Origin of the sequence: uncultured Rossellomorea sp. (assembly GCF_947488365.1) — a bacterium.
GTDB lineage: Bacteria > Bacillota > Bacilli > Bacillales > Bacillaceae_B > Rossellomorea.
In genome coordinates, this window is the sequence record NZ_CANKZT010000001.1 from 124,450 (window position 1) to 148,184 (window position 23,735).

Here is a 23,735-nt window from a genome sequence, read left to right on the forward strand (position 1 = left end):
AAGGTGGTACATGGAATGTTAGCAGGGAGTCTATTTAAAGAAGTATTTTATCAATCAAGAATTCCTCAATTAGTCATGACATTAGATGAGAAACACATGATGTACAATCCGGCTTTCAAAAAGTTCCTTGGCTATATAGAAGCTGAGTGGACCTGTAAATCTTTACGTGAAATCTCTCACCCCCATGATTACCCAAAAGATATGCACTATCTTCATCAGGTTATCAGTGGAGACAGAAATGAGTATCAATTAGAAAAGCGATTTATTTGTAAAGATGGTTCAGTGAAAACTGGCGATTTACATGTTTCACTCATAAGAGATCAAGAAAACCCGTACGTTTTAGGTCAGGTTATCGATATAACGGAAAAAAAGGAAATAGAAGTGAAAAAGCAGAAAAGTGACGAACTATATCGTCTCCTTGCAGAAAATTCTTCTGATATCATCAATCTGCATGACCATGAAGGAAACTATATTTATTTATCGCCTTCGATCCACTCAACACTCGGATTCCATCCAGATGAGTTGGTCGGTACCCACCCTAATGAGATTATTCATCCTGAAGATCTTCCCATCATTGATGAATTGTTTCAAAAGTTGGTGGAAGATAACAATCCCATCATAATGACATACAGAGCAAGGAAAAAATCCGGGGAGTACAGTTGGTTTGAAAGTGTATTAAAAGCAATCGTGGACGAAAAATCCAATGATATTGTCAATGTTGTTTCGGTTTCTCGAAATATCGAGGAACGTCTACAAACAGAAGAACATATTAAAAAGTCAGAAAAGTTGGCCGTACTCGGTCAAATGGCAGCTGCCGTGGCCCATGAAATACGAAATCCACTCACCCCTATTAAAGGATTCCTTCAATTATGCAATGATAAGAAACAATACAATGAAGACTACTTACATATTGTCATTAATGAAATTAGCCGGGTAGAAGATATAATTACTGATTTTCTTCATTTAGCGAAGCCGCAAGAGCGGATGAATGAATGGGTTGATCTTCCTAAACTCATACATGAAGTTGTCACAATAGTAGATTCAGAGTTGAAGTCTAAAGGTGGAACAGTAGTAATCTCCCCTTCTCTGCACGATACTCATGTTAGAGGAAGTGAGAATGGATTGAAACAGGTACTTTTTAATATCTTTCAAAATGCTGTAGATGCGATTGAACAAGATGGATATATATCATTTGACCTCGTTAAAACATCTACTATTCTTGAGTTGATCGTTAAGGATAACGGTGAAGGAATTCCAGGTGAAATCATACCTCATCTTGGAGAACCCTTTTATTCAACAAAGGAAAAAGGAACTGGACTTGGATTGCTTATTTCTCACAAAATAATTGAGAATCATGGAGGAAGTATTTCTTATCACACAGAACAGGGAATTGGAACGGAAGTGACGATCCAGCTGCCGCTTCATCAGAGAAACGACTCTCTTTAAGGGAGTCGTTATTTCTATGGCTGTTTCCTAAAAGTTATTGTTTTAAAGCAGATTAACAGCAATGTATATCAAAATGGCCTTCTATTTAAACCCAATAATTATAAGACAGAAGTTTAATTTCATGAGAAGTGGATAAAACAAAAGGGTAGGGAATCAGCTATTTAAAAATGGAGGGTATACATTGAAAAAGATATTAATGGTCTTAACAAATGAAAGCAAAATTGATGATGAACACGAAACAGGTCTTTGGTTATCTGAGTTCGCAGAACCATATGAAGAATTTAAGAATCAAGGATTCGGTGTAGATGTGGCTAGTTTAAAAGGCGGGCGCATTCCATTAGATCCTAACAGTCTGGATGATGAACAAGTGGAGAAGTGGAAGGGTGTCACTAAGGAACTTGACCAAACGATGGTTCTTTCACAATTAAATGTAAACGAATATGCTGGCATCTTCTTACCAGGAGGACATGGGACGATGTTTGATCTGCCTGAGAGTCCAGAGCTTCAACAGGCACTGGCTCATTTTGCTGAAAACAACAAAGCCATTGGTGCCGTCTGCCACGGTCCAGCAGGATTTGTTGGAACGAAATTATCAAATGGCAAATGGTTGGTCGATGGAAAAAGCTTAACTGGATTCACGAATGAAGAAGAACAACAAACGGGCCTTGATTCATTGATGCCTTTCTTATTAGAAACAAAATTAAGAGAGCAAGGAGCTCAATTTGAAAAATCAGAGGCTTGGAGTGACCATGTTATGACGGACGGTAAATTCGTGACAGGTCAGAATCCACAATCCAGTCAATCAACAGCGGAAGCCTTCGTTAAAGTATTATAAGATCATATCAGCTGAATGAAAACTGAAATGGAGCTCTATTTATGAGGAAGTCATATAATATTTTCTAAAGAGCATGGGTGAATGAGAGCCCATGCTCTTTTTTCTCTTCTACTATATTCTCTTTTCACCAACCATTTGTGATAAAATCGTGAGAAGCATAAGACGAGAGGAGAAGCTCATGCAGGTTATAAGGGTAATCATTCAAATGACCATTCTATGTTTATTTTATGAAGTTGGAAAGTGGTGTACAGACTTCTTTCACTTACCGATTCCCGGCAGCATTATCGGGATGCTTTTTTTGTTCCTATTATTATTTACAGGCGTGTTGAAAGAAAGATTATTATTGGACGGTTCAGGGTTCTTTCTTAGACACTTCTCTTTCTTTTTTCTTCCACTGTCGGTTAGCGCCATGGTTCTGGGGCCATATTTTATTGAATTTGGCTGGAAACTGGTTGTCATTCTTGTCATTAGTGGAATGATTGGTTTCATTGCTACATCATTATCAGCAGAGCGTTTAATAAGATGGAAGGAGAAACGAAAACATGATCCATCTCATTAGTTCCCTACTGGCAATATGCATAACGGTATTTTATTTTATCATCGGTGTAAAGATTCACCGTCTTTGGCCAAGCCCCTTAACGATTCCTATATTTATTAGTACGATTGCTGTTGTGGTCACATTATTGTTCGTGGATATTTCGTATGAACAGTATGCAGACTTCACTTCTTTCATAACGTATTTACTTGGACCTGCTACTGTTGCCCTGGCGTTTCCCCTATATCAGCACCGAAAGTTATTAGTACAGCACGTACAGCCTATACTATTCGGTATTATCACAGGAAGTGGAATGTCTATCCTTGTTTCTTATTATTTCAGTATGTGGCTGGGGATCCCTTCTGAATGGAATCGCTCATTGCTTATCAAAACCATCACAACGCCCGTAGCCGTTGATATTGGGAAGGTTATTGGGGCAAATATAGAAGTCATTCCCACGGTGGTCATTGTGACGGGGATGTTCGGAGCTATGATCATCCCATCCACTTTAAAATGGTTGGGAGTGAAGCATCCTATCGCAAAGGGACTGCCATTCGGAGTGATTTCCCATGGGGTGGGAACGGCACAGGCCATTAAAGAGGGGGAAAGGGAAGGGGCAGTAAGTGGTGCCGCTATGGCATTAACCGCCACGATCATGTCCTTCGTCATCCCTATTCTTTTCCTTTTTGTTTAATATAGTGAGGTGAATCATTATAATCACGCATCATATTAATTGAACAGAGCAATTCCTTTGAATCTATAGTAACCCTGTTCACGAAAAGAGACTTGAGAAGATTGAAGAAATCGCATGAAGTCTATCCTTACAACAGCTTTCCCTTTAAAAACAGAGTGTGTTTCGGTATAGTAAGGGAAGGTGAAATATCAAAAAAGAGAAGGAAGATATTATGATTGTCAAAACTGATGAAGATTTAAAAGCGTTAAAAGAAATCGGCCGCATTGTGGCTATGATACGTGATGAATTACGATCTCAGACAAAGCCTGGAGTAACGACTAAAGAGCTTGACGAGATTGCCGGAAGACTGTTTGAAGAAAACGGAGCGATTTCAGGTCCTAAAGGAGAATATGATTTTCCTGGTTTCACATGTATTAGTGTAAATGAGGAAGTGGCTCATGGGATTCCCGGGGATCGAGTGATTAACGAAGGTGACCTTATCAATATAGACGTATCTGGCTCTAAGAATGGGTATTATGCCGATACAGGAATTTCATTTGTTGTAGGAGAGGGGGACCCTAAGCTTACGGATTTATGTGAAGCGGCATCAAAAGCATTCCATGCGGGACTTCAAAAAGCAAGAGCCGGCTCTAAACAAAACGGAATCGGCAAAGCGGTTAATAATGAAGCAAGAAAAAATGGTTATACTGTGATTATGAACTTGACTGGTCATGGCGTTGGCCGCTCTCTACATGAGAAACCTGATCACATCTTAAATTACTTCGACCCATGGGATAATGCCCTTCTAAAAGAAGGAATGGTCATCGCATTTGAACCCTTTATCTCAACCAAAGCACAAAACGTAATCGAAAAAGGCGACGGCTGGACCTACATCACCCCCGACAACAGCCTGGTTGCCCAAATCGAACACACCATCATCATCACCAAAGACGAGCCAATCATTTTAACACAGTAAAGCAGTGAGGGACGGACCTTTGATTCCTGGGAGTAGCTCCTAGGATCAATGGTCCGTCCCTCTTTTTGTATATGTTTTGTATAACAACATGGGTGATATGTAGGAAAACGATTAGTTTAGGCAGTTAAATCATACCACTGACGGATTGGTTCAGTTTGGTTCCACGAACATTCATAAAATCGTTTGATAAAAAAAGGAAACCGAATACAAGTCGGTTTCCTTTTTTTATCAAACGATTTTCGTTTTACCGCATTCTTGACACTTTCGATAAAACTTTCCATCTAATACTCGGGATTTGAAAATATTGTTGCCACATTCACAGCGACCGCTATGTTCATCCGGCTCATCTTTATAAAGTACGATATTTTCTTCCATATTTTCCATCATTGTCATCCCCTAGTTTAAACATTTCTTCTTATAGTATAGAGGCAATCTTCTACCTTGTTAAGATTAAATCTTCTTTATTCTAGGCTCTTTTCGAAAAGATTGTTGTTTTACCATAGAACCTGCCAGGGTTCTGTCAACCAGTTTATGCTGGATGGTGAGGGGAACTGCTCCGCTTGCAGCTAGCGTTCGGCTGAGCTTCCTCGGCTTAGCCGAACGGGGTCTCGGCACGCCCAAAATCCGCCGGAGTCTGCGCAGTTCCCTTCACCATCTTTAACAGGATTTTCATGACAGAGCTTCAAAGTGTGGAAGATGACAAAGTAACTAGAAAAAATATTTCTTTTTTACTTAAAAGGAAGATTAATCTCTACTTACCTTAAATGAGATGGTTTGCTAAAGTTCTTGTTTTTATTGATTTCCATTAAGGATATATGCTCAGAAAGTTGATTGGAGCGGAAGGGTGCTCGACTCCCGCGGAAAGCGAGCATCCTGGAGCGGAAATCAACTAGTACTTTCTCCTCTACAATAGCAAACTATACGAAAAGAGCCTCATTCTAAAAAACTGAACCCTCTTCATCAAACAAAAATAATGCTCTTCTTCAATTTATTAAGTACAAAAAAGATAACAGGATCTATTTTTTCACCCTTCAAACAGAATAGAACCTTTCCGCTATTTTATCCATAAATATCCTTTACATCTATTATTTTCATTAATAATTCCCATAGTATTCCTCTATATGATAGTTTATACAGGAAATCGCTTTCTATTACAGTCGTGAAATATTCTTGACGCACGATATTAAAGTTCCTGTTATTGATTTGAGATTTTACTATGTTAGTATTTTCCCTGTTAGCAAAAATAAATAAACCGCTAGCTACATAAGGAGGAATTTTTCTATGAAACTAAAAAAATCGATTATTTCTGTGGCTGCATTTACTACACTTGCAGTGTCTGGTGGAGCTAGCGCTTCAGCACAAGACATCGAAGTTAAAAAAGGTGACACACTCTGGGGAATTGCGCAGGAGTACGGTACATCCGTTGATCAACTCATGAAATGGAACAATTTAAATTCACACTTAATCTACCCTGATCAAGAACTCAAGGTATCATCAAAAGAGTACTATACAGTTAAAAAAGGTGACACACTCTGGGGAATTTCTTCACAATATGGTGTTTCCGTCGACAGTTTAATAGGCTGGAACGCACTTGAGAGTGACCTGATTGTCCCAGGACAAGAGTTAGTCATCAATTTAGAAGATAAAAAAGCACCTTCAGCTACTGCAAATACTTCTGAGCAAGCAGCAGCCCCTGCTCAAGAAGAAACAGCAGAAGTAGCTCCAGAAGCTGAAGCGCCTGCAGCAGAACCAGCTGAAGCACAACCTGCTAAAGAAGAAGCTGCAGCAGAAGAACCAGCTCCTCAAGAGGAAGCTGTAAAGGAAATCACAGTAGAAGCAACTGCTTACACAGCAAGTTGTGAAGGTTGCTCAGGTACGACAGCAACTGGCGTTAACCTTTTAGAAAATCCTGATGCAAAAGTGATTGCAGTTGATCCGAATGTAATTCCTCTAGGATCAAAAGTATATGTTGAAGGATACGGCTATGCAACTGCAGAAGACACTGGCGGAGCGATTAAAGGGAATCGAATCGACGTATTCATTCCGTCAAAAGATCAAGCAGTTGATTGGGGCAGAAAATCAGTTAACGTAAAAATCCTCGAAACTAAATAATAGATTGAAACCACTGAGAGATCATTCTCAGTGGTTTTTTTGTAGAGTTAATCTAAAAACCCAAGATGAACATGTTATAAACTTCTAAATAAATCCCTTCGATACTAGTTATCTTTCCATTCTTCCAACTAATATTTCCCTTCAATTGAAAGAGTTAGAAACACTTCCAGCTGAATCGCCAGAAAACAATAAATATTACACGCTTGTCATCTAATTGTTATCGGTTTATAACCAGTTTGTTATGCGTCTGAGGTAAGTCTATGTTACTATTTCAAATGTTGGTTTCATAGACAAAACACAAAAGGAGGAATTACACAAGATGAAAAAAGTATTATTTTCCATTTTTTCCTTCACAGTTTTATTAACAATCGGACTTACTTCTGCCTATGCAGATTCAAACGATACTGCAATGAATGATTATCATAATATTGAAAAAGGCGATATTCTTTGGGAGATTGCAAATCGATATCATGTTTCGATAGATGAAGTTGGGACACGCCAACAACTTTTAGAAGAAGGTATAACTGTGAATAACGAATCAGAAGAACAACAAGAGGTTAAATCAGCAGATACAAAGTCTTCTGAGGATTCTCAGGATAATGTGGTGAAAGAGGTTAATGTAACAGCCACTGCGTACACAGCATATTGTGAAGGCTGTATCGGTATCACAAAGACGGGTGTTGACTTAATCGAGAACCCTGATGCAAGAGTCATTGCCGTCGATCCAAGTGTCATTCCACTGGGGTCTAAGGTGTATGTAGAAGGATACGGTTATGCCCGTGCAGAAGATACAGGTGGAGCCATTAAAGGAAAACGTATCGACATCTATATGGAAAAAGAAAAAGATGCCCTTAAATATGGTGTACAGGATGTTAAAGTGAAAATTATTGAAGAGTAACGAATAGTCAGGACGCCGATTCAGGCGTCCTTTTTGTATAAAAAAACTATTTCCCTTGAACGTCAGACCCTTTTCTAGCAGAAGGAGCTACTGATTTCATCTCAATTTCCTCACCCATTTGTTGTTGAGCTAATTTTTCTGCTGCTTCATGTTGAGAATTCTTTTGCTTGTTTTTCATGATTGGACCTCCTTCCGTACATTTTTTAATTAATATTCACCGATACATGAAAATTACTACAGGTACTTCATCCAGAATTCCCATTTATTACTTCAAGTATTATAGAGAAACCTTTAATTATATCGACTTAAATACTTTTTCTTCCTATAAAACAGTTAAAACATGATTGTCAACCCGATTTATTTTAACGGAATATAACGCGTTTTCATTTCCAGTTTCTCAAGCTCGAAAAATTCCTAAATGGGCTTTAACTTCAAAAAAAGAATAGGAATGAAAACGTTTAAATGACAAACACTATAAAAAAATATAATGGTTATCACTTGCAAAGTTAAACTTTTTTCTGATAGGGTAACAAATGTTGGTTTTATGAGAGTGTCGTGAGGGAATAGGTAATAAGTAATCATTCCTCCACATTCCTCAGAATGCACATATTCCCAGCTGCATTAACTGAGACTCTTTCACGATGAAGATTATTGCCGCAGGTGTACATACTATGACAAACACCCTTAATCCGGCTTTCGTTACCTTCATTCAGAAAAGAGCAAAAATACATTAAAAATGGAAAGGAGAATTTTATGAAGAGGATATCAAATGTTTTCTGGATTACCGTTGCATTAGTTGCAGCTTCTGTTGCCTATGGTGTCATCGCGCCAAAGTCATTCGAAAATGTAACAGCTGATATGCAAAGCTTTATTACCTCAACATTCGGTTGGTATTATCTTATTTTAGTAACAGTGATTGTTATTTTCTGCGTATTCTTGATCTTTAGTCCAATTGGAACGATTAGATTAGGAAAGCCAGACGAGAAACCTGAGTACACGAAAGGAACATGGTTCGCCATGTTGTTTAGTGCAGGGATGGGAATCGGTTTAGTATTCTGGGGGGCAGCAGAGCCGCTGTCACACTATTTGACGCCCCCACTTGCAGAAGGTGGAACGAATCAGGCGATCAAGGAATCAATGCGTTATACGTTCTTCCACTGGGGAATACATGCTTGGGCGATCTATGCGATTGTCGCTTTAGCACTAGCTTATTATAAATTCCGTAAAGATGAACCTGGTTTAATATCAGCTACGTTGAGACCGATCTTTGGAGATAAAGTGAACGGTCCACTGGGAACGGTCATCGATGTATTGGCTGTATTCGCCACTGTTGTCGGTGTTGCCACAACGCTTGGGTTCGGTGCAGCACAAATTAACGGAGGACTTTCATATTTACTGGGAGTTCCAAATAATTTCACCGTTCAATTCATTATCATTGCGGTTGTAACCGTCTTATTTATGATATCGGCATGGTCAGGATTAAGTAAGGGAATTAAATATCTATCTAATACGAATATGGTATTGGCAATTGGACTGTTCGTGTTAATGTTCTTTATCGGGCCTACATTGCTCATCCTGAATATGTTCACTGATACAATTGGTGCTTATATTCAAAACATCGCTGCCATGAGTTTCCGGATCGCCCCATTAAATGAAGAGCATCGCGGCTGGATCAATGGCTGGACGATTTTCTATTGGGCATGGTGGATTTCCTGGTCTCCATTCGTCGGAATCTTCATCGCACGTGTATCACGAGGTAGAACCATTCGTGAATTCTTAATCGGTGTGCTATTGCTTCCCGCTTTAGTCAGTTTCATTTGGTTCGCTACTTTTGGTACATCTGCCATTGAAATTCAACAAGCAGGAACAGATTTATCAGGACTAAATACAGAAGAGGTATTGTTTGCTGTATTTAATGGATTCGAATGGTCAACGATCCTTTCAGTCATTGCCATCACATTGATCGGAACATTCTTCATTACGTCTGCTGACTCAGCTACCTTTGTTCTGGGGATGCAAACTACCTATGGATCATTAACTCCGCCAAACTATGTGAAGTTAACTTGGGGACTTGCTCAGTCTACTGTTGCATTAATCCTGCTCTATAGTGGAGGATTACAGGCTTTACAAAATGCATTAATTGTTGCAGCGCTGCCATTCTCGGTCATTATGGCCCTGATGATGCTGTCTCTGTATAAATCACTGAATCAAGAGAAAAAAGAGCTTGGATTATACATCAAACCTAAGCCAAGAAAAACGAAAGAACCTAAAGAGCATATGTAAAATCCTTGAGCGCCTGGAGCTATCCCAGGCGCTCTTTTTGCATATCGAGGACTTCTTATCTAGACATTTTACTCATTTTCCGCTCCTCCATAAACAGCAAAACCCACTGTTCATAGGCAATCTGCTACAAATGCATTTCATAGTCAAAAAATGAATAAAGATTTTAATTAACCTACAATTTGTCCACTACATACATTAATATCGTAGTAAGATAACTGGAGGTGACTGATGATGTATGGATATGGATACCCTGGATATGGATATGGCTGCGGTGGTGGCTACGCTGGTGGCTTTGCGTTAATCGTAGTATTATTCATCCTATTAATTATCGTTGGAGCAGCGTTTGTTTGTTAACAATAAATAATGGTTAGGTGACCCCGACCATAGTCGATGATTTCTCTACCAACATCCGGTGAAGAAAGAACTGACTTTTGGGGTCATCTTTTTTATTTATACATATTGGATTGTCATGGATTAAATCTCATATTAAAATACAAGAGAAATCAATATTCTTGTAAAGGATCGAACCTGAATGACCAAAAAAATCACAAAGAAAAAGCGTCCCAGTAAGAAAAAACGATCCTCACCATTTACGATCGTCCTTATCCCCATCATCATCTTAGTTATCTATTATACTGTATATAGTGGAGAGGTCTCTTATAACCTGTCATCATTGGGTAAAGAAGAGGTCCCAGCCGAATATATTCCCATCTATAAAGCTGCCCAAGAAGAATATGGGGTACCATGGTACTTACTGGCTGCCCATCACCGGGTTGAAACGAAATTTTCAACCATGAAGACTCTTGTCTCCCCAGCAGGTGCAGAGGGACACATGCAGTTTATGCCTTGTACCTTTGTGGGCTGGTCCCATCCAACGTGCTCAGGTCTGGGAAAGGGAAACATCCCTTCAGACCAAAAAACAGACCCTGACGTCATTGAAAAGTACGGTGGCTATGGGGTTGATGCAAACGGAGATGGAATAGCCGATCCTTTTCAAATTGAGGATGCAGTATTCAGTGCTGCCAACTATTTAGCACGAAATGGAGCAGCAGATGGGAAAATCGAACAAGCCGTATTTGCCTACAATCATAGTGACAAATATGTTGAAGATGTTCTATACTACGCAGACCGATTTATAGAAAAGGAAGAAGAGGAGTCAGACAAGGCTATGTGATTTCTAAATCTGTTTTAAAAAAAGAACCGGATTCTATTTCGGTTTTTTTTTTTTGATTTTTCCTTTGTGAATTGGTACGCCAATTGATGAACATACTCTTATGAGTCCCTCTGCCACCAATAAAAATTTCCAATAAGTCCTTGATCGTATACACACACTTAATAAATTGTTATGATAAGGTTCGTGATTTTTACGGATGATAAAGGTGATTTAATTGAAAATAATCGAAATGATAGAAGAATGGAAAACCGCTCTTGATATGGAAATTCTACAACTAAAAAACCGGGAAAACTCAGGCGTTTTGATAGAAGAAGGCCGATGTATCCGCAAAGAAGAAAATGCCTATATTTATTGGTTCACCCTTAGTTATCCTGCTTCGTTACCAGAAGGAGGGAGCGTAGTTTACAAGAGAAAGCAATCTACAATCACAGGTGTGGTGATTAGTTCAGAGGAACGAGAGTGCATTATTGAGCTCGAACGATTCCTTGGAGACACTATTTCTTATGGTCAAATATTGCACGAACCATGGGAAATATTAGAAAAGCTAATAGAACGATTGGACGAAGCAAAAGAGCGCCATGGAAAAACACTGCGTATTCAGAATGTGATGAATCCACCGAAAGACACAAGACATCCGAAATCTACTTTTAAAAACCCTTTACATGAAGCATACGTACGCAGTAAGTATAATCCTGTTACGTATGTATGGGGACCGCCTGGAACAGGAAAGACCTATACGCTCGCCAGAGTAGCCGCTTATCATTATTCAGAAGGAAAAAAAGTGCTGCTTCTTTCCCATAGTAATGCAGCAGTTGATGTCTTAATAGAGGAAATGCACCACTTCCTCAGCAGCCATAATCGGTGGAAAGCAGGAGAAGTTTTACGTTATGGGACCAACCGGAAAGTGTATAGTGAAAATATTACAGATTTAAGCGTACTTCAATTATTAGAACAACTAGACCCCACCCTTGCAGAGGAAAAAGGAAAGGTCGAAACCTACCGGAAAAGGTTAAAAAATAAACTGGCTAAAACGTATTCAAGTTATGATTCAGAACGGTTGTCACAGCTTGAGGTTCATTATCAAAAAATCAAAGAAAAGTTTAAACGAAGAGAAGGGGAGCTTGTTATTGATGCAAAGGTCATCGGGACGACTCTCTCAAAAGCTGCGATTGATGGTATTCTTTATGAAGAAGAATTTGACCTTGTTATTGTTGATGAAGCAAGTATGGCCTATATACCTCAGGTAGCATTCGCTGCATCCCTGGGAAAGAAGATCATAATCTGCGGGGATTTCAAACAGCTCCCACCTATTTCTACATCCTTCCATCCGATGGTAACCAAATGGCTGAAGGAAGACATCTTTCATGCGGCTCAGGTTGCACATGCCGTTGATAGGGGACAGGATCACCCTCAGTTATTATTACTTCCAGAACAGCGGCGAATGCATCCCAGTATTTCGGCATTTACCAATCAATATATCTACCATTCTAAGGTAGGCGATCACCATTCGGTACGATTGAAGAGAGCTGAGATTACGAATAAAAATCCTTTCCCATCACATGGAGCGGTATTATTTTCACTGAAAGAAGGGACTGAATGGGCAGAGGTTCAAAAAGGCTCACGTTGGAATGTCCTATCAAGCTTAGTAACGATCCAACTTACTCTGCAAGCAATCGAGGATGGAATTCAATCTATCGGGATAGTAACTCCCTACCGTATTCAAGCGAATTGGTATAACCTTTTACTAGATGAATTGGTAAAGAGCACACATTCTCAAACTGATTTATATGCCGCTACAGTTCATGGTTTTCAAGGATCAGAAAATGACATGATCTTATTTGATCTCGTGGATGGGGTTTCCCATGGAAAGCCTGGGGCGTTACTAACCCGAAACGGAAGCGATAGACTACTTAATGTTGCGATAACCCGGGCGAGGGGGAAGTTTGTTCTTATTGGAAACGATCAATTTATCCAGGAGAAGACTCATTCATCCAAACCGGTTCATCAATTCATCAAGCACCTTCAAAAGAAGGGGCATAAGGAAACAAGTTCAACACTCACTCCTCTTTCAACTAAAAAAATGAAGTGGATTGATTTGAACGATCACCGTAAACTGGTGAAGGATCTTCACGCAGCAAAACAAACAATCGTAGTGAATGTGGAGCATATCAAAGATATCCCGGGAGATATAATGAGCGTATTAATAACTGTATCAAGGGAGAAAAACGTCATACTCTTATGTAAAGACGGCAGCCCTTTGCACTCGGGAATGAGCATCAAATTTGAAAAATCCAAAACGATCATACCGTTCATTGTGTTAGATGATAAGGTCATCTGGTTCAATTCTTACTCAAAAGAAAATAACCGATTCCCTTATCATGTTAGAATTTTGTCAAAGAAAATAATTGGACAATTCCTCAAAATGAATGAAGAGAAATAAGCGGTGTTCCTTTAGAAAGCTAGTAGCAGAAATCTACTTCTCTCAAAAGGAGTCACCGCTTTCTTATTTTTCAACCAGAATACTCCAGTCCTGTTTCGTTCGCACCCTACCAATTATGCTTGCTGATACCGAGTGAAGACGTAATTCCTCTATATACTTTTCTCCTTCATCCTCAGGCAAACTCACTAATAATCCCCCTGAAGTTATCGCGTCACATACGATCCATTGATCTTCCTGTTTGAGACCCGGATCATAGAAAACTTTTTCTTCAAGCCACTTATGGTTCGCTTTGGATCCACCAGGAATGACCCCTTGGGCTGCTAATTCTTTCGTCCCGTCTAAAAGGGGAATGGAGGAGTATGAGAACTGGATGGACACATTACTGCCTTTAGCCATTTCATAGGCGTGGCCCAATAAACCAAAGCCTGTTACATCTGTCACTGCATTCGGATGGTAGGCCAGTAATACTTCTGAAGCTAATTTATTTAACGTGCTCATGACTTCGATCACATCTTTTTTTTGATCTTCTGTCACCACTTGCCGTTTGATGCCTGTCGTTAAAATCCCTACTCCTAATGGTTTTGTAAGAACAATAACGTCTCCTTCTTTGGCACCATTATTCGTCCAATACTTTTTCGGGTGAACGATTCCCGTTACGCTTAACCCAAATTTAGGCTCTTGATCGTCGATGGAATGGCCACCGACCGTCACAGCACCCGCTTCGATTACTTTACATTGTGCACCTGACAAGATTTCAGCAAGTACTTCACTTCCAAGCTTTTTAATTGGAAAGCCTACGATATTTAAAACGGTTTTCGGCGTTCCACCCATTGCATAGACGTCACTTAGCGCGTTGGCAGCTGCGATTTGACCAAATTGGTAAGGGTCATCTACAATCGGGGTGAAATAGTCTACGGTTTGTACCATTGCAAGTTCATCTGTCAGTTGATAGATACCACCATCGTCTGATGATTCGGTTCCTACTAATAATGCTTCGGTAAATGGTTGAGGGGGTAGCTGACGCAAAACTTGCGTCAAGTCACTAGGACTAATTTTACAGCCTCAGCCAGCTTTTGAAGAAAGTTCTGTTAAACGCATAATTTCTTCCCTGCTCATTCACTTCACCCCTTTATGTATGAATATTCTAATTGTACAGGATAAAAATACAATTGAGCAAAGGAGAACTGAAGGGCGGTTAGAAATCAGGCGGGGAATAAGATGATTTGCACATAAAATTCCTCTATAATAAGAGGGGATCCTACAAAAAATGCTCAAGAAAAGGGAGGAAGCTCATGATGAAAAAAGTTTCGATTACAATCGAATTTTGCATGAGATGAAACTATGCACCTAAAGCCGCGAGTTTCGCGGAACAACTGTTTACCCATTTTCGCTCAGACATTGAAGAATTAAAGTTAATACCATCCTCTGGTGGCGCCTTTGAAATTTCAGTAGGGGATAAAAAGATTTATTCCAAACTGGATACAGGTGTTTTCCCGGAGGTCAACCGTATCATCTCTTCGATCGATTCCTTATAATCATGGAGGAAGGTCTGAGTTTTCACCTCAGACCTTCTCATCTATTTAGAGAGTATGATTACTCATGAGATAACCCTTGGACTCGAATAACGAAGGATGAGGGGGTGGGGCATTCTTTTTTAGGAACATTGATTTCGATTGTATGATGCTCAATTGAATAGGTGATCGCCCTTTGTTTTAAACAAAAGGGAAAACGTATGGTGCGATTTCTCACCTTGATTTCGTCTTTCATCAATATCGATACAAGCAATTGAGTATCATTTTTCTTAATGATCAATTCCTCTGGACAAATATTTTCTGTCTCAATTTCTACAATGAATGCTTCCGTTGTATCCAGAAATTCTACTCTAAACTCTTGTTCATCCAATTGAACCGTTGCAGGATCCAACAACCAATCCTTCATATTCTCCTCCCAGTTCTCTAAATAGAAACCCTCCTTTTCCTTACTCATTTACACCTGACCCCCAACTTCTTCTTTTACACATTGTATTCGTTCTAATTTATTTGGTGAGGGTGTTATAATCAGTATAAAGAATGAAAGAGGGTTAATAATGAAACAACTCGTCAGAAACATCCCACCCATCCATGAACTCCAACAAGCCACTCAATTCCATACTCTCCTCAACAAGCATCAACTTACCAAGGAAAGAGGGACGGACTTATTAAAAAAGGCGGTTACAAACTGTCGTAAGTCCCTGCTGAATGAACAATGGCAAGGACCTCATCCATTCACAGACGATTTTATCGAAGAGATTTTTGCACAGGCAGATGCCTTGATGAAGGAAACCTATTCCCTTTCTCTTCTAAAAGTCATCAATGCAACTGGAACAATCCTCCATACGAATTTAGGTCGGGCCCGATTGGGACAAGTCTCCATTGATCATGTTAAAGAGATTGCAGGTCACTACAGTAATTTGGAATATGACATTGAAGGGGGAAGAAGAGGGTCTAGGCACACACATGCCGAGAGATTCATCTGTGATCTAACCGGTGCAGAGGCAGCCATGGTTGTGAATAACAATGCAGCGGCTGTTTACCTTATTCTCTCTGCCCTTGCCAAACATAAAGAAGTGATTGTTTCCAGAGGGGAGCTCGTGGAAATCGGCGGATCATTTCGGATTTCTTCCATCATGGAAGAAAGCGGGGCTCTGCTCTCTGAAGTGGGAACGACGAACAAAACTCACTTAGGAGATTATGAAGAAGCATTGAGTGAAGAGACAGCCATGATCATGAAGGTTCATCAAAGCAATTTTGTAATAAAAGGATTTACAGAATCCGTTTCCACCGATGAACTTGTTCAGTTATCCCATCGGCTTCCACACATTCTTTATTATGAAGATTTAGGGAGTGGAGCTCTTTACGACTTCGGACAACTGGGAATCGGAAATGAACCTGTAGTAAAAACAGTCATTGAAAAAGGGGCGGACCTTGTATCCTTTAGTGGAGATAAATTATTGGGAGGGCCCCAGGCAGGTATCATTGCAGGGAAAAAACAATGGATCGATCAACTTAAAAAGCATCAGCTCGCTCGTGTACTCCGCATAGATAAAATGACATTAGCAGCTTTGGAGGTGACTCTCTTGCATTATATAAAAGGGGAAGTCCAGGATAAAAATCCGACCATTGAAGCCATCACCCGGAAAAAAGAAGATATCCTCCAGCAATCCCACCATTTCATAGAAAATTCACTGGAAGTGGATTTCAGTTTCGAGATAATCGAAGGAAAAAGCCAAATTGGTGGGGGAACGATGCCGGATGTTGAATTAGATACTTATCTTGTTTCCGTTTCTCATAACATTCTGTCTGCTCAAGAAATTCATGACAAACTCAGAAAGGGGAACCCTTCCATCATAACAAGAATTCAAGAAGGGTCCGTCCTCCTTGATCTGCGGACTGTCTCCTCCATTGAACAATCGGACATTATCCATGCATTAAAGAATCTGCAATAGACCATAAAAGGTAGTGCGTATTGTGTTATCACAATTCCGCACTACCTTAATTATTGCTTACATATCGTGATGGCTATGTTGTTTTTGTCGAGTGTGATTACGATTCTTCACTTTATGTGATCCACTTAAAGGCTCCGGCTGTCCTGACTGCTTTGGAGCGTTCTTACGCATATCTTTACCATCATTTTTGTTCATAAAGCATCCCTCCTGTTCTTAGAATGCTATGTTGGAAAACAGTTTATTCATGGGTATGATTTTTAACTATTTTGACCATACTAAAAAAGCTAATTTCAGAATAAGGAGAGATTATCCATGCCTTACCATAAAAACAAGCAACAAGCCTATCAAGCTGCTGAACAAAGCGTTACTGAAATACAGAATACAATTAATGAACTAGTACTAGATGGAGCTAGTTATGGGTCACAGCTGGCTCACTTGAAGAATGAAGTAAACGAAGCGTATCAACAAATCGAGAATGCACTTGAAGTAGCATCAGAGACACAAAGAGCCCAACTTCAACAATTCAAATCGGACTTGTCTTCGATCGTCAATGAAGTAAATGGGCAATCGTAAGAAATAATACGGAAAAAAACCCACACTGCTTATTTAGCAGAGTGGGTTTTATTTTTAAACAAATAGGGTAGGGGAGAAGAGAGGAAGGCATGTACATAAATGCAGGTGACAAAACTAATTCGCTTATGTATATAAGCCCTGTTAGTTTCATCACCTTACATTTGAATTACTGATTGGTTTTGCGTTTTTTATTAAACTGACGCTGAGCTTCAGTTAATGGTTCATTTGAATACTCTTCATTGTAACCGGCACCATTTCCTTGTGCTTTTGCCGCATTCATGCCGTTAATTACATGGTTAGCTTTACGTTTAGCCATTGTAGAACACCTCCATAAGGATAGAATGCCACCATCATCCACCCGTTATTAGAGGGAAAGGCTAACAGATTTGTTTTTTCAAAATAATATTTTCTGGCAGCTGACACGTTTTGACATGGGGAAAAATGTTGTTATACCAATATTTTTCTAGAAACCCAAAGGAGTTTATTATTTTAGATAAGAAAAACTTATCAAAAACAATAACTTTATTGTTATTTACTTATGTAATCGCTTGTATTAAGATGTAAATGTGAGAAAAGTTCGTTAGTTTAGAACGAAAACTTTTCGACTTATTGTGTGATGTAGTTTAGAGGGGGAATCGAAATGGCAAAGAACGATGTATTTAATGCACGATCTTCTTTCGAACTAGAAGGAAAACGTTATCATTATTATCGTTTAAAAGCGCTTGAAGAAGCAGGAGTAACAAAGATTAATCGCTTACCTTACAGTGTAAAGGTATTGCTCGAGTCTGTACTTCGTCAATTTGACGGACGCGTGATCAACAAAGACCACGTTGAAAATTTAGCAAACTGGGGCTCAACTGAAGTGAAAGATGCGGAAGTTCCATTCAAACCTTCCCGTGTCATCCTTCAAGATTTCACTGGTGTACCAGCAGTAGTTGACTTAGCGTCTTTACGTAAAGCAATGGCTGATATTGGTGGAGATCCACAAAAGATCAATCCTGAAATTCCGGTTGATCTTGTAATAGATCACTCCGTACAAGTAGATAAATATGGTACAGCTGATTCATTAAAAACAAATATGGACCTTGAATTTGAACGTAATGCTGAGCGTTACCAATTCTTAAGCTGGGCTCAAAAAGCATTTGAAAACTATCGTGCCGTGCCGCCAGCAACAGGAATCGTTCACCAGGTTAACTTAGAATACCTGGCCAATGTTGTCCACGCTGTTGAAACAACAGAAGGTGACTTCGAAACATATCCAGATACATTGGTCGGTACTGATTCTCATACCACAATGATCAATGGTATCGGTGTACTTGGTTGGGGTGTTGGTGGAATTGAAGCAGAAGCAGGAATGCTTGGTCAGCCTTCTTATTTCCCAATCCCTGAAGTAATCGGTGTGAAATTCACTGGCGAACTTCCAAACGGTGCAACAGCTACTGACTTAGCTCTTAAAGTAACCCAAGTTCTACGTCAAAAGGGTGTTGTAGGTAAATTCGTTGAGTACTTCGGACCAGGAGTAGCCACTCTTCCACTTGCAGATCGTGCAACGATTGCCAACATGGCACCTGAATACGGCGCAACATGCGGTTTCTTCCCAGTTGACTCAGAATCATTGGATTACCTTCGTTTAACTGGTCGCGACGAAACGCATATCAAGATGGTTGAAGAATACTTAAAGAAAAATGAAATGTTCTTTACACCTGAAAAAGAAGAGCCTACTTACACAGATGTTGTGGAAATCGATCTATCAGTAGTAGAAGCAAATCTTTCCGGACCAAAACGTCCACAGGATTTAATTCCACTTTCTGACATGAAAGAAATGTTCCACAAATCCATTACAGCTAAAGAAGGCGTACAAGGATTTGGACTTGATAAGTCTGAAATCAATAAAACAGCAAAGTATACAACGGCAGATGGTCAAGATGTTTCCATGCCTACCGGTGCAATCGGGATCGCAGCCATTACTTCCTGTACAAATACATCTAACCCATACGTAATGCTGGGAGCAGGCCTGGTCGCCAAGAAAGCAGTAGAGCTTGGAATGAATGTTCCAGACTACGTGAAAACATCACTTGCACCTGGATCAAAAGTTGTAACAGGGTACCTTAGAGACTCCGGATTACTTTCATACCTTGAAGATATCGGTTTCAACCTTGTAGGATATGGTTGTACAACATGTATCGGTAACTCTGGTCCGTTACGTCCTGAAATTGAAAAAGCAGTATCAGATGCTGATCTATTGTTAACTTCAGTACTATCAGGTAACCGTAACTTTGAAGGACGAATTCATCCATTAGTGAAAGCAAACTATCTGGCTTCACCACCATTGGTTGTGGCATACGCGTTAGCTGGTACAGTGGATATCGATCTTCAAAAGGATTCTCTTGGTAAAGACAAAGACGGTAATGATGTGTTCTTCAGAGACATCTGGCCTTCTCAAGATGAAGTTAAAGACGTAGTGAAGCAAACAGTTACACCTGAATTATTCCGTAGAGAATATGAGCATGTATTCTCTGAGAATGAGCGTTGGAACGAAATCCAAACAAGCAATGAACCGCTTTACAGCTTTGATGAAACTTCAACTTACATTCAAAACCCTTCATTCTTCACTGGTTTAGCTCCAACTCCTGAAGATATCCAAGGGTTGAATGGACTGCGTGTTGTAGGGAAATTTGGTGACTCTGTAACAACTGACCATATCTCTCCTGCAGGTGCTATCGGCAAAGACACTCCAGCAGGGAAATACCTGCGCGCGAATAATGTTGAGCCTCGTGATTTCAACTCTTACGGTTCTCGTCGTGGTAACCATGAAGTAATGATGCGCGGTACGTTTGCAAACATTCGTATCCGTAACCAAATTGCTCCTGGTACAGAAGGTGGATTCACAACATACTGGCCTGAAAATGAAGTGATGCCTATGTATGATGCATGCATGAAGTATCAACAAGACGGTACTGGATTGGTTGTACTGGCAGGAAAAGATTACGGAATGGGATCTTCTCGTGACTGGGCAGCGAAAGGTACAAATCTTCTTGGGATTAAAACGGTTATCGCAGAAAGCTATGAGCGTATTCACCGTTCAAACCTTGTGATGATGGGTGTGCTTCCACTTCAATTCAAGAAGGGTGACAGCGCTGAATCTCTAGGATTAACGGGTAGAGAAACGATTTCTGTCAATGTTACAAACGATGTTAAACCTCGTGATATCTTAACAGTTACAGCTGTAGCTGAAGATGGTACTAAAACAGAGTTTGAAGTATTAGCTCGTTTTGATTCCGATGTAGAAGTTGACTACTACCGCCATGGTGGAATTCTACAAATGGTTCTACGTAATAAATTACAGTCATAATGTAACCTTTAAGCCTCGGGTCTTCCCGGGGCTTTTTTAATTACCCTCAGCAACTGACTAGCTTAGAAGCTCATTCTAAATTCCATGACTAATTAGAGACAAGCTAACATAAGATGATAGTAATATCATTCCTATGAGAGGAGCACACTCCTTTGAAATCCATTTTCGGCATTTTGCTTGTAGCATTATTAGTCTTCACGTTTTATATTGAGAATAAGTCAGAGCCCACTTACTTTTCAGAAAATACGTTCCCGCAAGCTGAGGCATATGATCAGTTAATTGATATAGAAGAGGGGGAGGTGTCAGAAACTACTCCAGTAGAGAACTATCCTGGACCAAATGTGGGAGACAAAGCCATCGACTTTAAATTGGATACCTTATCCGGGGAAACGATCACATTGTCTGAATTAAAGGGAAAGAAAGTGATTCTTAACTTCTGGGCTACATGGTGCCCACCCTGTAAAGAAGAAATGCCGATCATGCAGGAGTTCTATACGAAATACGGGCAGAACGTTGAAGTACTGGCAATCAATATCGATCCCCAATACAACGTAAAAGAATACCAAAAAGCAATGGGACTCACTTTCCCGATCCTATTAGACAAAGACGACAAAATCAACAACGCCTACGACATCCTAACCGTCCCAACCACATTCGTCATCAACGAACAAGGAACCATCACCCACAAACAAATTGGAGCCATTACCACCCTTGCAGACTTCACCGCGCTAATCAAGTGAAGGACGGACCTCCAGCAGACTCTATATAGTGAATTCTTGAACCAAACTCAATCATCTATTGTGACCTTTGTTTAAAATATCTGACATTTGGATATACTACTTATAACAAATCACACTGGAGAGTGAGGCGATTGGATTGCGCAGACCAAGGAAGAAATCATTTGCAGATCTTGTGAAAGAAAACAAAAAGCAGCTCCTTCTAGATCAAGATGCCATGGATGCCATTGAAGAACGAATCGATGCAAGACTGGAAATTAAGCGCCCTATAGGCAAAGCCGAGTAAGGAATTACGAGGCTTATTTTTTTTGCCCACAGAAAATAATACTGCCAATTATTACGTCTTTTCTTCCTTCCCATTTTGGTAATCATACTAGTAAGGAGGGGAAGTTATGAGTAATTCAAAGGGAAGTCCGAATCATTTTGCACCAAACCATATAGGAACTCAATCAAGAGCTGCAGGCGGCAACAAAGGGAAACAAATGCAAGATAAATCTGGTAAGCATGCACAAGTCATCCAGACAAAGGGTGAATAAACGCTTCAGACGAAAAATGAAAAGGGATAGGCCTTAAGGTCCGTCCCTCAACACGAATAGCAGGAGGAATGCAGGATGGCATGGGATAAACCGAATCCAGATGATCGTAGTGATAATGTAGAAAAGCTTCAAGGTATGGTTCAGCATACGATTGAGAATATGGAGAAGGCTGAGGAGTCGATGGCTTTCACAGATAGTGAAGAGCAGCTTCAGTCTATTAAAGATAAGAATGAACGTCGCCGGGAAAGCCTGCAAGCTTTCCGAAACGAAATTAAAGACGAAGCTCATCAAACTGAGCAATAACACTTGCAACCCGAACGGAAAGGGCTCAAATGAGACCTTTCCGTTCGGGTTCTTTCATCCATAATAAAGGCACCAGAAGCAATTCACTCCGGAACCAATTTGTTCAATGCTTTCTCCATCTATGTTAAAATGAGGAAGGATACTGATTAGATGAAGAGGGTGTAAAGATGCAAATTGCTGAAAAAACCATCGAGGTAAGATACGCAGAAACGGATCAAATGGGTGTTGTGTATCACGCCAATTATCTTGTATGGATGGAATTAGGAAGAACGCAACTAATTGAAGATCTCGGCTTTAAGTATGCTGATATCGAAAAAGAAGGGATTCTTTCTCCTGTTATCGATCTGAATGTCAGCTATAAATCACCGGTTCGTTACGGGGAAAAAGCGTTTATTAAAACGTGGGTTGAGGAATATGACGGGCTTCGCATTACCTATGCTTATGAAATTTATAATGGTCAGAACCAGCTGGCCATCACGGGACAATCGAAACATGTTTGCGTCAAGCAGGAAAACTTCCGTCCGATTTCGATTCGTAAAATGTTCCCACATTGGCACGAAGCATATGAAAAGGCTAAGAAGTAATTTCTACATAGAGGAGTTGCCCCTTTTAAAACTCCCATACTGAAGCATGACAGAAAGGAAGAACCTCCATGGCATTCGGGTTAACAAAACATGAATTACATGCATGGAAAGAGCGTGTAAAGCGTGGAGAGATTGCATTTCTCACTCATTACTGGCTTGATGATCGATTTCCCCATGCACGATCTGTAACGAAAGTCGGCTGCTGTGACATCGATACATTAACTGGATGGGGTAAGAAGTATGGTTTAAAAAAAGAATGGATTCATCAGAGGGAAGACGGATTTCCTCATTTTGATCTTTTGGGAGACATTCAATATCATATTCTCCTTACAGAGGGGTTGCACGACCATATTGCACGTTTTCTGAACCGGACATAAAAAGGCTGGCATATGCCAGCCTTCCATGCTTTCTTATTTTTTGTACTCATATGAAGGTTCTTTAAGTTTATCGTCAAACTTAACGTACAAATCATGACCATCAAAAAACCATAAATCTCTTTCTTCAATAAAAAATTCCCGGTTCTCGACTTCGACTCGTTCGCCAATATCCACCGGTTCGTCTTTATTCACTCCTAATGAAAAACTATCATGCAGAGGACTGGAACCTCCATAGCGCACATAAAAACGAACTTGATCGCCTTCCTCTACAAGCATTTCGTCTTTAAACCACGTAAGAGCTTCTTTTGAAATATGTATCTTCATCGATGAGTCTCCTTTCTCTACAGGTATTCTCCCAGAGTATTTCTTGTAACTTTACAAAGAAGGTTTCATTTCATATTATATACATATAGAAGA

General features: G+C 39.9%; 27 protein-coding genes and 1 pseudogene. 21 read left to right on the forward strand and 7 right to left on the reverse strand.

What is annotated here, in order from left to right; genetic code table 11:
- Positions 1-15: 15 nt before the first annotated feature.
- From Q1B03_RS00675 to map, 5 genes are all read left to right on the forward strand, one after another.
- Entirely contained in the window at positions 16-1,446 is a 1,431-nt protein-coding gene (locus Q1B03_RS00675; protein WP_299737070.1) for a PAS domain S-box protein, read from the forward strand.
- A 181-nt stretch (positions 1,447-1,627) separates the two neighbouring features.
- Positions 1,628-2,281, forward strand: coding sequence for a type 1 glutamine amidotransferase domain-containing protein (locus Q1B03_RS00680; RefSeq protein WP_341356407.1), 654 nt, complete (start codon positions 1,628-1,630; stop codon positions 2,279-2,281).
- A 178-nt stretch (positions 2,282-2,459) separates the two neighbouring features.
- On the forward strand, positions 2,460-2,840 hold the full coding sequence (locus Q1B03_RS00685) for a CidA/LrgA family protein (protein WP_299737072.1): 381 nt from the start codon (positions 2,460-2,462) through the stop codon (positions 2,838-2,840).
- Positions 2,824-3,510, forward strand: a complete 687-nt coding sequence (locus tag Q1B03_RS00690) for an LrgB family protein (RefSeq protein ID WP_299737073.1) — start codon at positions 2,824-2,826, stop codon at positions 3,508-3,510. Before Q1B03_RS00685 ends, Q1B03_RS00690 begins: the two co-directional genes overlap by 17 nt.
- 211 nt (positions 3,511-3,721) lie before the next feature.
- Positions 3,722-4,465, forward strand: a complete 744-nt coding sequence (gene map / locus Q1B03_RS00695) for a type I methionyl aminopeptidase (RefSeq protein ID WP_299737075.1) — start codon at positions 3,722-3,724, stop codon at positions 4,463-4,465.
- Between the two features lie 228 nt (positions 4,466-4,693).
- Here the strand turns inward: map and Q1B03_RS00700 are convergent, their stop codons facing one another.
- Positions 4,694-4,852, reverse strand: a complete 159-nt coding sequence (locus tag Q1B03_RS00700; RefSeq protein ID WP_299737076.1) for a hypothetical protein — start codon at positions 4,850-4,852, stop codon at positions 4,694-4,696.
- Positions 4,853-5,746: 894 nt separating this feature from the next.
- On the opposite strand from Q1B03_RS00700, the gene Q1B03_RS00705 reads away from it, so the two are divergent.
- Together Q1B03_RS00705 and Q1B03_RS00710 are read left to right on the forward strand one after the other, a co-directional pair.
- The gene (locus Q1B03_RS00705) at positions 5,747-6,577 is read left to right on the forward strand and encodes a LysM peptidoglycan-binding and 3D domain-containing protein (RefSeq protein ID WP_299737078.1); all 831 of its coding nucleotides are present in this window, start codon (positions 5,747-5,749) and stop codon (positions 6,575-6,577) included.
- Positions 6,578-6,896: 319 nt separating this feature from the next.
- Positions 6,897-7,475, forward strand: coding sequence for a 3D domain-containing protein (locus Q1B03_RS00710; protein WP_299737081.1), 579 nt, complete (start codon positions 6,897-6,899; stop codon positions 7,473-7,475).
- A gap of 46 nt (positions 7,476-7,521) precedes the next feature.
- On the opposite strand, the gene Q1B03_RS00715 is transcribed toward Q1B03_RS00710, so the two are convergent.
- Entirely contained in the window at positions 7,522-7,653 is a 132-nt protein-coding gene (locus Q1B03_RS00715; RefSeq protein WP_299737084.1) for a hypothetical protein, read from the reverse strand.
- Positions 7,654-8,228: 575 nt separating this feature from the next.
- Between Q1B03_RS00715 and Q1B03_RS00720 the strand changes: the two genes are divergently transcribed.
- The 4 genes and pseudogenes from Q1B03_RS00720 to Q1B03_RS00735 all read left to right on the forward strand — a co-directional run bounded on the left by Q1B03_RS00720 (position 8,229) and on the right by Q1B03_RS00735 (position 13,372).
- Positions 8,229-9,758, forward strand: coding sequence for a BCCT family transporter (locus Q1B03_RS00720; RefSeq protein WP_299737087.1), 1,530 nt, complete (start codon positions 8,229-8,231; stop codon positions 9,756-9,758).
- Positions 9,759-10,031: 273 nt separating this feature from the next.
- Positions 10,032-10,112, forward strand: a pseudogene (locus tag Q1B03_RS00725) (YjcZ family sporulation protein); the annotation flags it as partial.
- A gap of 178 nt (positions 10,113-10,290) precedes the next feature.
- Positions 10,291-10,932 (forward strand): lytic transglycosylase domain-containing protein, encoded by a 642-nt coding sequence (locus tag Q1B03_RS00730; RefSeq protein ID WP_299737089.1) that lies wholly within the window; start codon positions 10,291-10,293, stop codon positions 10,930-10,932.
- A 214-nt stretch (positions 10,933-11,146) separates the two neighbouring features.
- Entirely contained in the window at positions 11,147-13,372 is a 2,226-nt protein-coding gene (locus tag Q1B03_RS00735) for an AAA domain-containing protein (protein ID WP_299737091.1), read from the forward strand.
- 63 nt (positions 13,373-13,435) lie between these two features.
- On the opposite strand, the gene selD is transcribed toward Q1B03_RS00735, so the two are convergent.
- The gene (gene selD, locus Q1B03_RS00740) at positions 13,436-14,488 is read right to left on the reverse strand and encodes a selenide, water dikinase SelD (protein ID WP_299737093.1); all 1,053 of its coding nucleotides are present in this window, start codon (positions 14,486-14,488) and stop codon (positions 13,436-13,438) included.
- Between the two features lie 179 nt (positions 14,489-14,667).
- On the opposite strand from selD, the gene Q1B03_RS00745 reads away from it, so the two are divergent.
- Complete coding sequence (locus Q1B03_RS00745) at positions 14,668-14,907, forward strand: Rdx family protein (RefSeq protein WP_341357994.1); 240 nt, start codon at positions 14,668-14,670, stop codon at positions 14,905-14,907.
- Positions 14,908-14,965: 58 nt separating this feature from the next.
- On the opposite strand, the gene Q1B03_RS00750 is transcribed toward Q1B03_RS00745, so the two are convergent.
- Positions 14,966-15,358 carry an Hsp20/alpha crystallin family protein gene (locus tag Q1B03_RS00750; protein WP_299737095.1) on the reverse strand — a complete coding sequence of 131 codons (393 nt, stop codon included), beginning with the start codon at positions 15,356-15,358 and terminating at the stop codon, positions 14,966-14,968.
- A 100-nt stretch (positions 15,359-15,458) separates the two neighbouring features.
- Here Q1B03_RS00750 and selA point away from each other — a divergent pair, with 100 nt between their 5' ends.
- Positions 15,459-16,856: an L-seryl-tRNA(Sec) selenium transferase gene (gene selA, locus Q1B03_RS00755; RefSeq protein WP_299737096.1), complete on the forward strand. Its 1,398-nt coding sequence runs from the start codon at positions 15,459-15,461 to the stop codon at positions 16,854-16,856.
- A gap of 57 nt (positions 16,857-16,913) precedes the next feature.
- Here selA and Q1B03_RS00760 read toward each other — a convergent pair whose 3' ends face one another.
- A complete protein-coding gene (locus tag Q1B03_RS00760; protein WP_044337002.1) occupies positions 16,914-17,051 on the reverse strand; it encodes a small acid-soluble spore protein P in 138 nt (45 codons plus the stop codon).
- Between the two features lie 117 nt (positions 17,052-17,168).
- Between Q1B03_RS00760 and Q1B03_RS00765 the strand changes: the two genes are divergently transcribed.
- Positions 17,169-17,429 carry a hypothetical protein gene (locus tag Q1B03_RS00765; protein WP_299737100.1) on the forward strand — a complete coding sequence of 87 codons (261 nt, stop codon included), beginning with the start codon at positions 17,169-17,171 and terminating at the stop codon, positions 17,427-17,429.
- 166 nt (positions 17,430-17,595) lie between these two features.
- Here Q1B03_RS00765 and sspO read toward each other — a convergent pair whose 3' ends face one another.
- A complete protein-coding gene (gene sspO / locus Q1B03_RS00770; RefSeq protein WP_044337000.1) occupies positions 17,596-17,745 on the reverse strand; it encodes a small acid-soluble spore protein O in 150 nt (49 codons plus the stop codon).
- A gap of 324 nt (positions 17,746-18,069) precedes the next feature.
- Here sspO and acnA point away from each other — a divergent pair, with 324 nt between their 5' ends.
- The 7 genes from acnA to Q1B03_RS00805 all read left to right on the forward strand — a co-directional run bounded on the left by acnA (position 18,070) and on the right by Q1B03_RS00805 (position 23,318).
- Positions 18,070-20,781, forward strand: coding sequence for an aconitate hydratase AcnA (acnA, locus tag Q1B03_RS00775; RefSeq protein ID WP_299737103.1), 2,712 nt, complete (start codon positions 18,070-18,072; stop codon positions 20,779-20,781).
- Positions 20,782-20,933: 152 nt separating this feature from the next.
- Positions 20,934-21,521 carry a peroxiredoxin gene (locus Q1B03_RS00780; protein ID WP_299737105.1) on the forward strand — a complete coding sequence of 196 codons (588 nt, stop codon included), beginning with the start codon at positions 20,934-20,936 and terminating at the stop codon, positions 21,519-21,521.
- A gap of 136 nt (positions 21,522-21,657) precedes the next feature.
- Positions 21,658-21,804, forward strand: coding sequence for an FbpB family small basic protein (locus Q1B03_RS00785; RefSeq protein ID WP_082051111.1), 147 nt, complete (start codon positions 21,658-21,660; stop codon positions 21,802-21,804).
- Positions 21,805-21,910: 106 nt separating this feature from the next.
- Complete coding sequence (locus tag Q1B03_RS00790; protein ID WP_044336998.1) at positions 21,911-22,054, forward strand: acid-soluble spore protein N; 144 nt, start codon at positions 21,911-21,913, stop codon at positions 22,052-22,054.
- A gap of 75 nt (positions 22,055-22,129) precedes the next feature.
- Complete coding sequence (gene tlp, locus Q1B03_RS00795) at positions 22,130-22,357, forward strand: small acid-soluble spore protein Tlp (protein ID WP_044336997.1); 228 nt, start codon at positions 22,130-22,132, stop codon at positions 22,355-22,357.
- Between the two features lie 167 nt (positions 22,358-22,524).
- Positions 22,525-22,941 carry a thioesterase family protein gene (locus Q1B03_RS00800; protein ID WP_299737121.1) on the forward strand — a complete coding sequence of 139 codons (417 nt, stop codon included), beginning with the start codon at positions 22,525-22,527 and terminating at the stop codon, positions 22,939-22,941.
- A gap of 68 nt (positions 22,942-23,009) precedes the next feature.
- Positions 23,010-23,318, forward strand: coding sequence for a hypothetical protein (locus tag Q1B03_RS00805; protein WP_299737123.1), 309 nt, complete (start codon positions 23,010-23,012; stop codon positions 23,316-23,318).
- A gap of 33 nt (positions 23,319-23,351) precedes the next feature.
- Here Q1B03_RS00805 and Q1B03_RS00810 read toward each other — a convergent pair whose 3' ends face one another.
- Positions 23,352-23,642: a HesB/YadR/YfhF family protein gene (locus Q1B03_RS00810; protein ID WP_299737125.1), complete on the reverse strand. Its 291-nt coding sequence runs from the start codon at positions 23,640-23,642 to the stop codon at positions 23,352-23,354.
- Positions 23,643-23,735 lie beyond the last annotated feature (93 nt).

Bases quoted from the DNA above. Each gene is read 5' to 3' on its own strand.
- acnA (WP_299737103.1), top strand. From the start codon at position 18,070: ATGGCAAAGAACGATGTATTTAATGCACGATCTTCTTTCGAACTAGAA.
- selA (WP_299737096.1), top strand. From the start codon at position 15,459: ATGAAACAACTCGTCAGAAACATCCCACCCATCCATGAACTCCAACAA.
- sspO (WP_044337000.1), bottom strand. From the start codon at position 17,745: ATGGCTAAACGTAAAGCTAACCATGTAATTAACGGCATGAATGCGGCA.
- Q1B03_RS00810 (WP_299737125.1), bottom strand. From the start codon at position 23,642: ATGAAGATACATATTTCAAAAGAAGCTCTTACGTGGTTTAAAGACGAA.
- Q1B03_RS00805 (WP_299737123.1), top strand. From the start codon at position 23,010: ATGGCATTCGGGTTAACAAAACATGAATTACATGCATGGAAAGAGCGT.
- Q1B03_RS00705 (WP_299737078.1), top strand. From the start codon at position 5,747: ATGAAACTAAAAAAATCGATTATTTCTGTGGCTGCATTTACTACACTT.
- Q1B03_RS00720 (WP_299737087.1), top strand. From the start codon at position 8,229: ATGAAGAGGATATCAAATGTTTTCTGGATTACCGTTGCATTAGTTGCA.
- Q1B03_RS00690 (WP_299737073.1), top strand. From the start codon at position 2,824: ATGATCCATCTCATTAGTTCCCTACTGGCAATATGCATAACGGTATTT.
- Q1B03_RS00715 (WP_299737084.1), bottom strand. From the start codon at position 7,653: ATGAAAAACAAGCAAAAGAATTCTCAACATGAAGCAGCAGAAAAATTA.
- Q1B03_RS00710 (WP_299737081.1), top strand. From the start codon at position 6,897: ATGAAAAAAGTATTATTTTCCATTTTTTCCTTCACAGTTTTATTAACA.
- Q1B03_RS00765 (WP_299737100.1), top strand. From the start codon at position 17,169: ATGCCTTACCATAAAAACAAGCAACAAGCCTATCAAGCTGCTGAACAA.
- map (WP_299737075.1), top strand. From the start codon at position 3,722: ATGATTGTCAAAACTGATGAAGATTTAAAAGCGTTAAAAGAAATCGGC.
- Q1B03_RS00800 (WP_299737121.1), top strand. From the start codon at position 22,525: ATGCAAATTGCTGAAAAAACCATCGAGGTAAGATACGCAGAAACGGAT.
- Q1B03_RS00675 (WP_299737070.1), top strand. From the start codon at position 16: ATGTTAGCAGGGAGTCTATTTAAAGAAGTATTTTATCAATCAAGAATT.
- Q1B03_RS00760 (WP_044337002.1), bottom strand. From the start codon at position 17,051: ATGAACAAAAATGATGGTAAAGATATGCGTAAGAACGCTCCAAAGCAG.
- Q1B03_RS00730 (WP_299737089.1), top strand. From the start codon at position 10,291: ATGACCAAAAAAATCACAAAGAAAAAGCGTCCCAGTAAGAAAAAACGA.
- tlp (WP_044336997.1), top strand. From the start codon at position 22,130: ATGGCATGGGATAAACCGAATCCAGATGATCGTAGTGATAATGTAGAA.
- Q1B03_RS00700 (WP_299737076.1), bottom strand. From the start codon at position 4,852: ATGATGGAAAATATGGAAGAAAATATCGTACTTTATAAAGATGAGCCG.
- Q1B03_RS00790 (WP_044336998.1), top strand. From the start codon at position 21,911: ATGAGTAATTCAAAGGGAAGTCCGAATCATTTTGCACCAAACCATATA.
- Q1B03_RS00750 (WP_299737095.1), bottom strand. From the start codon at position 15,358: ATGAGTAAGGAAAAGGAGGGTTTCTATTTAGAGAACTGGGAGGAGAAT.
- Q1B03_RS00685 (WP_299737072.1), top strand. From the start codon at position 2,460: ATGCAGGTTATAAGGGTAATCATTCAAATGACCATTCTATGTTTATTT.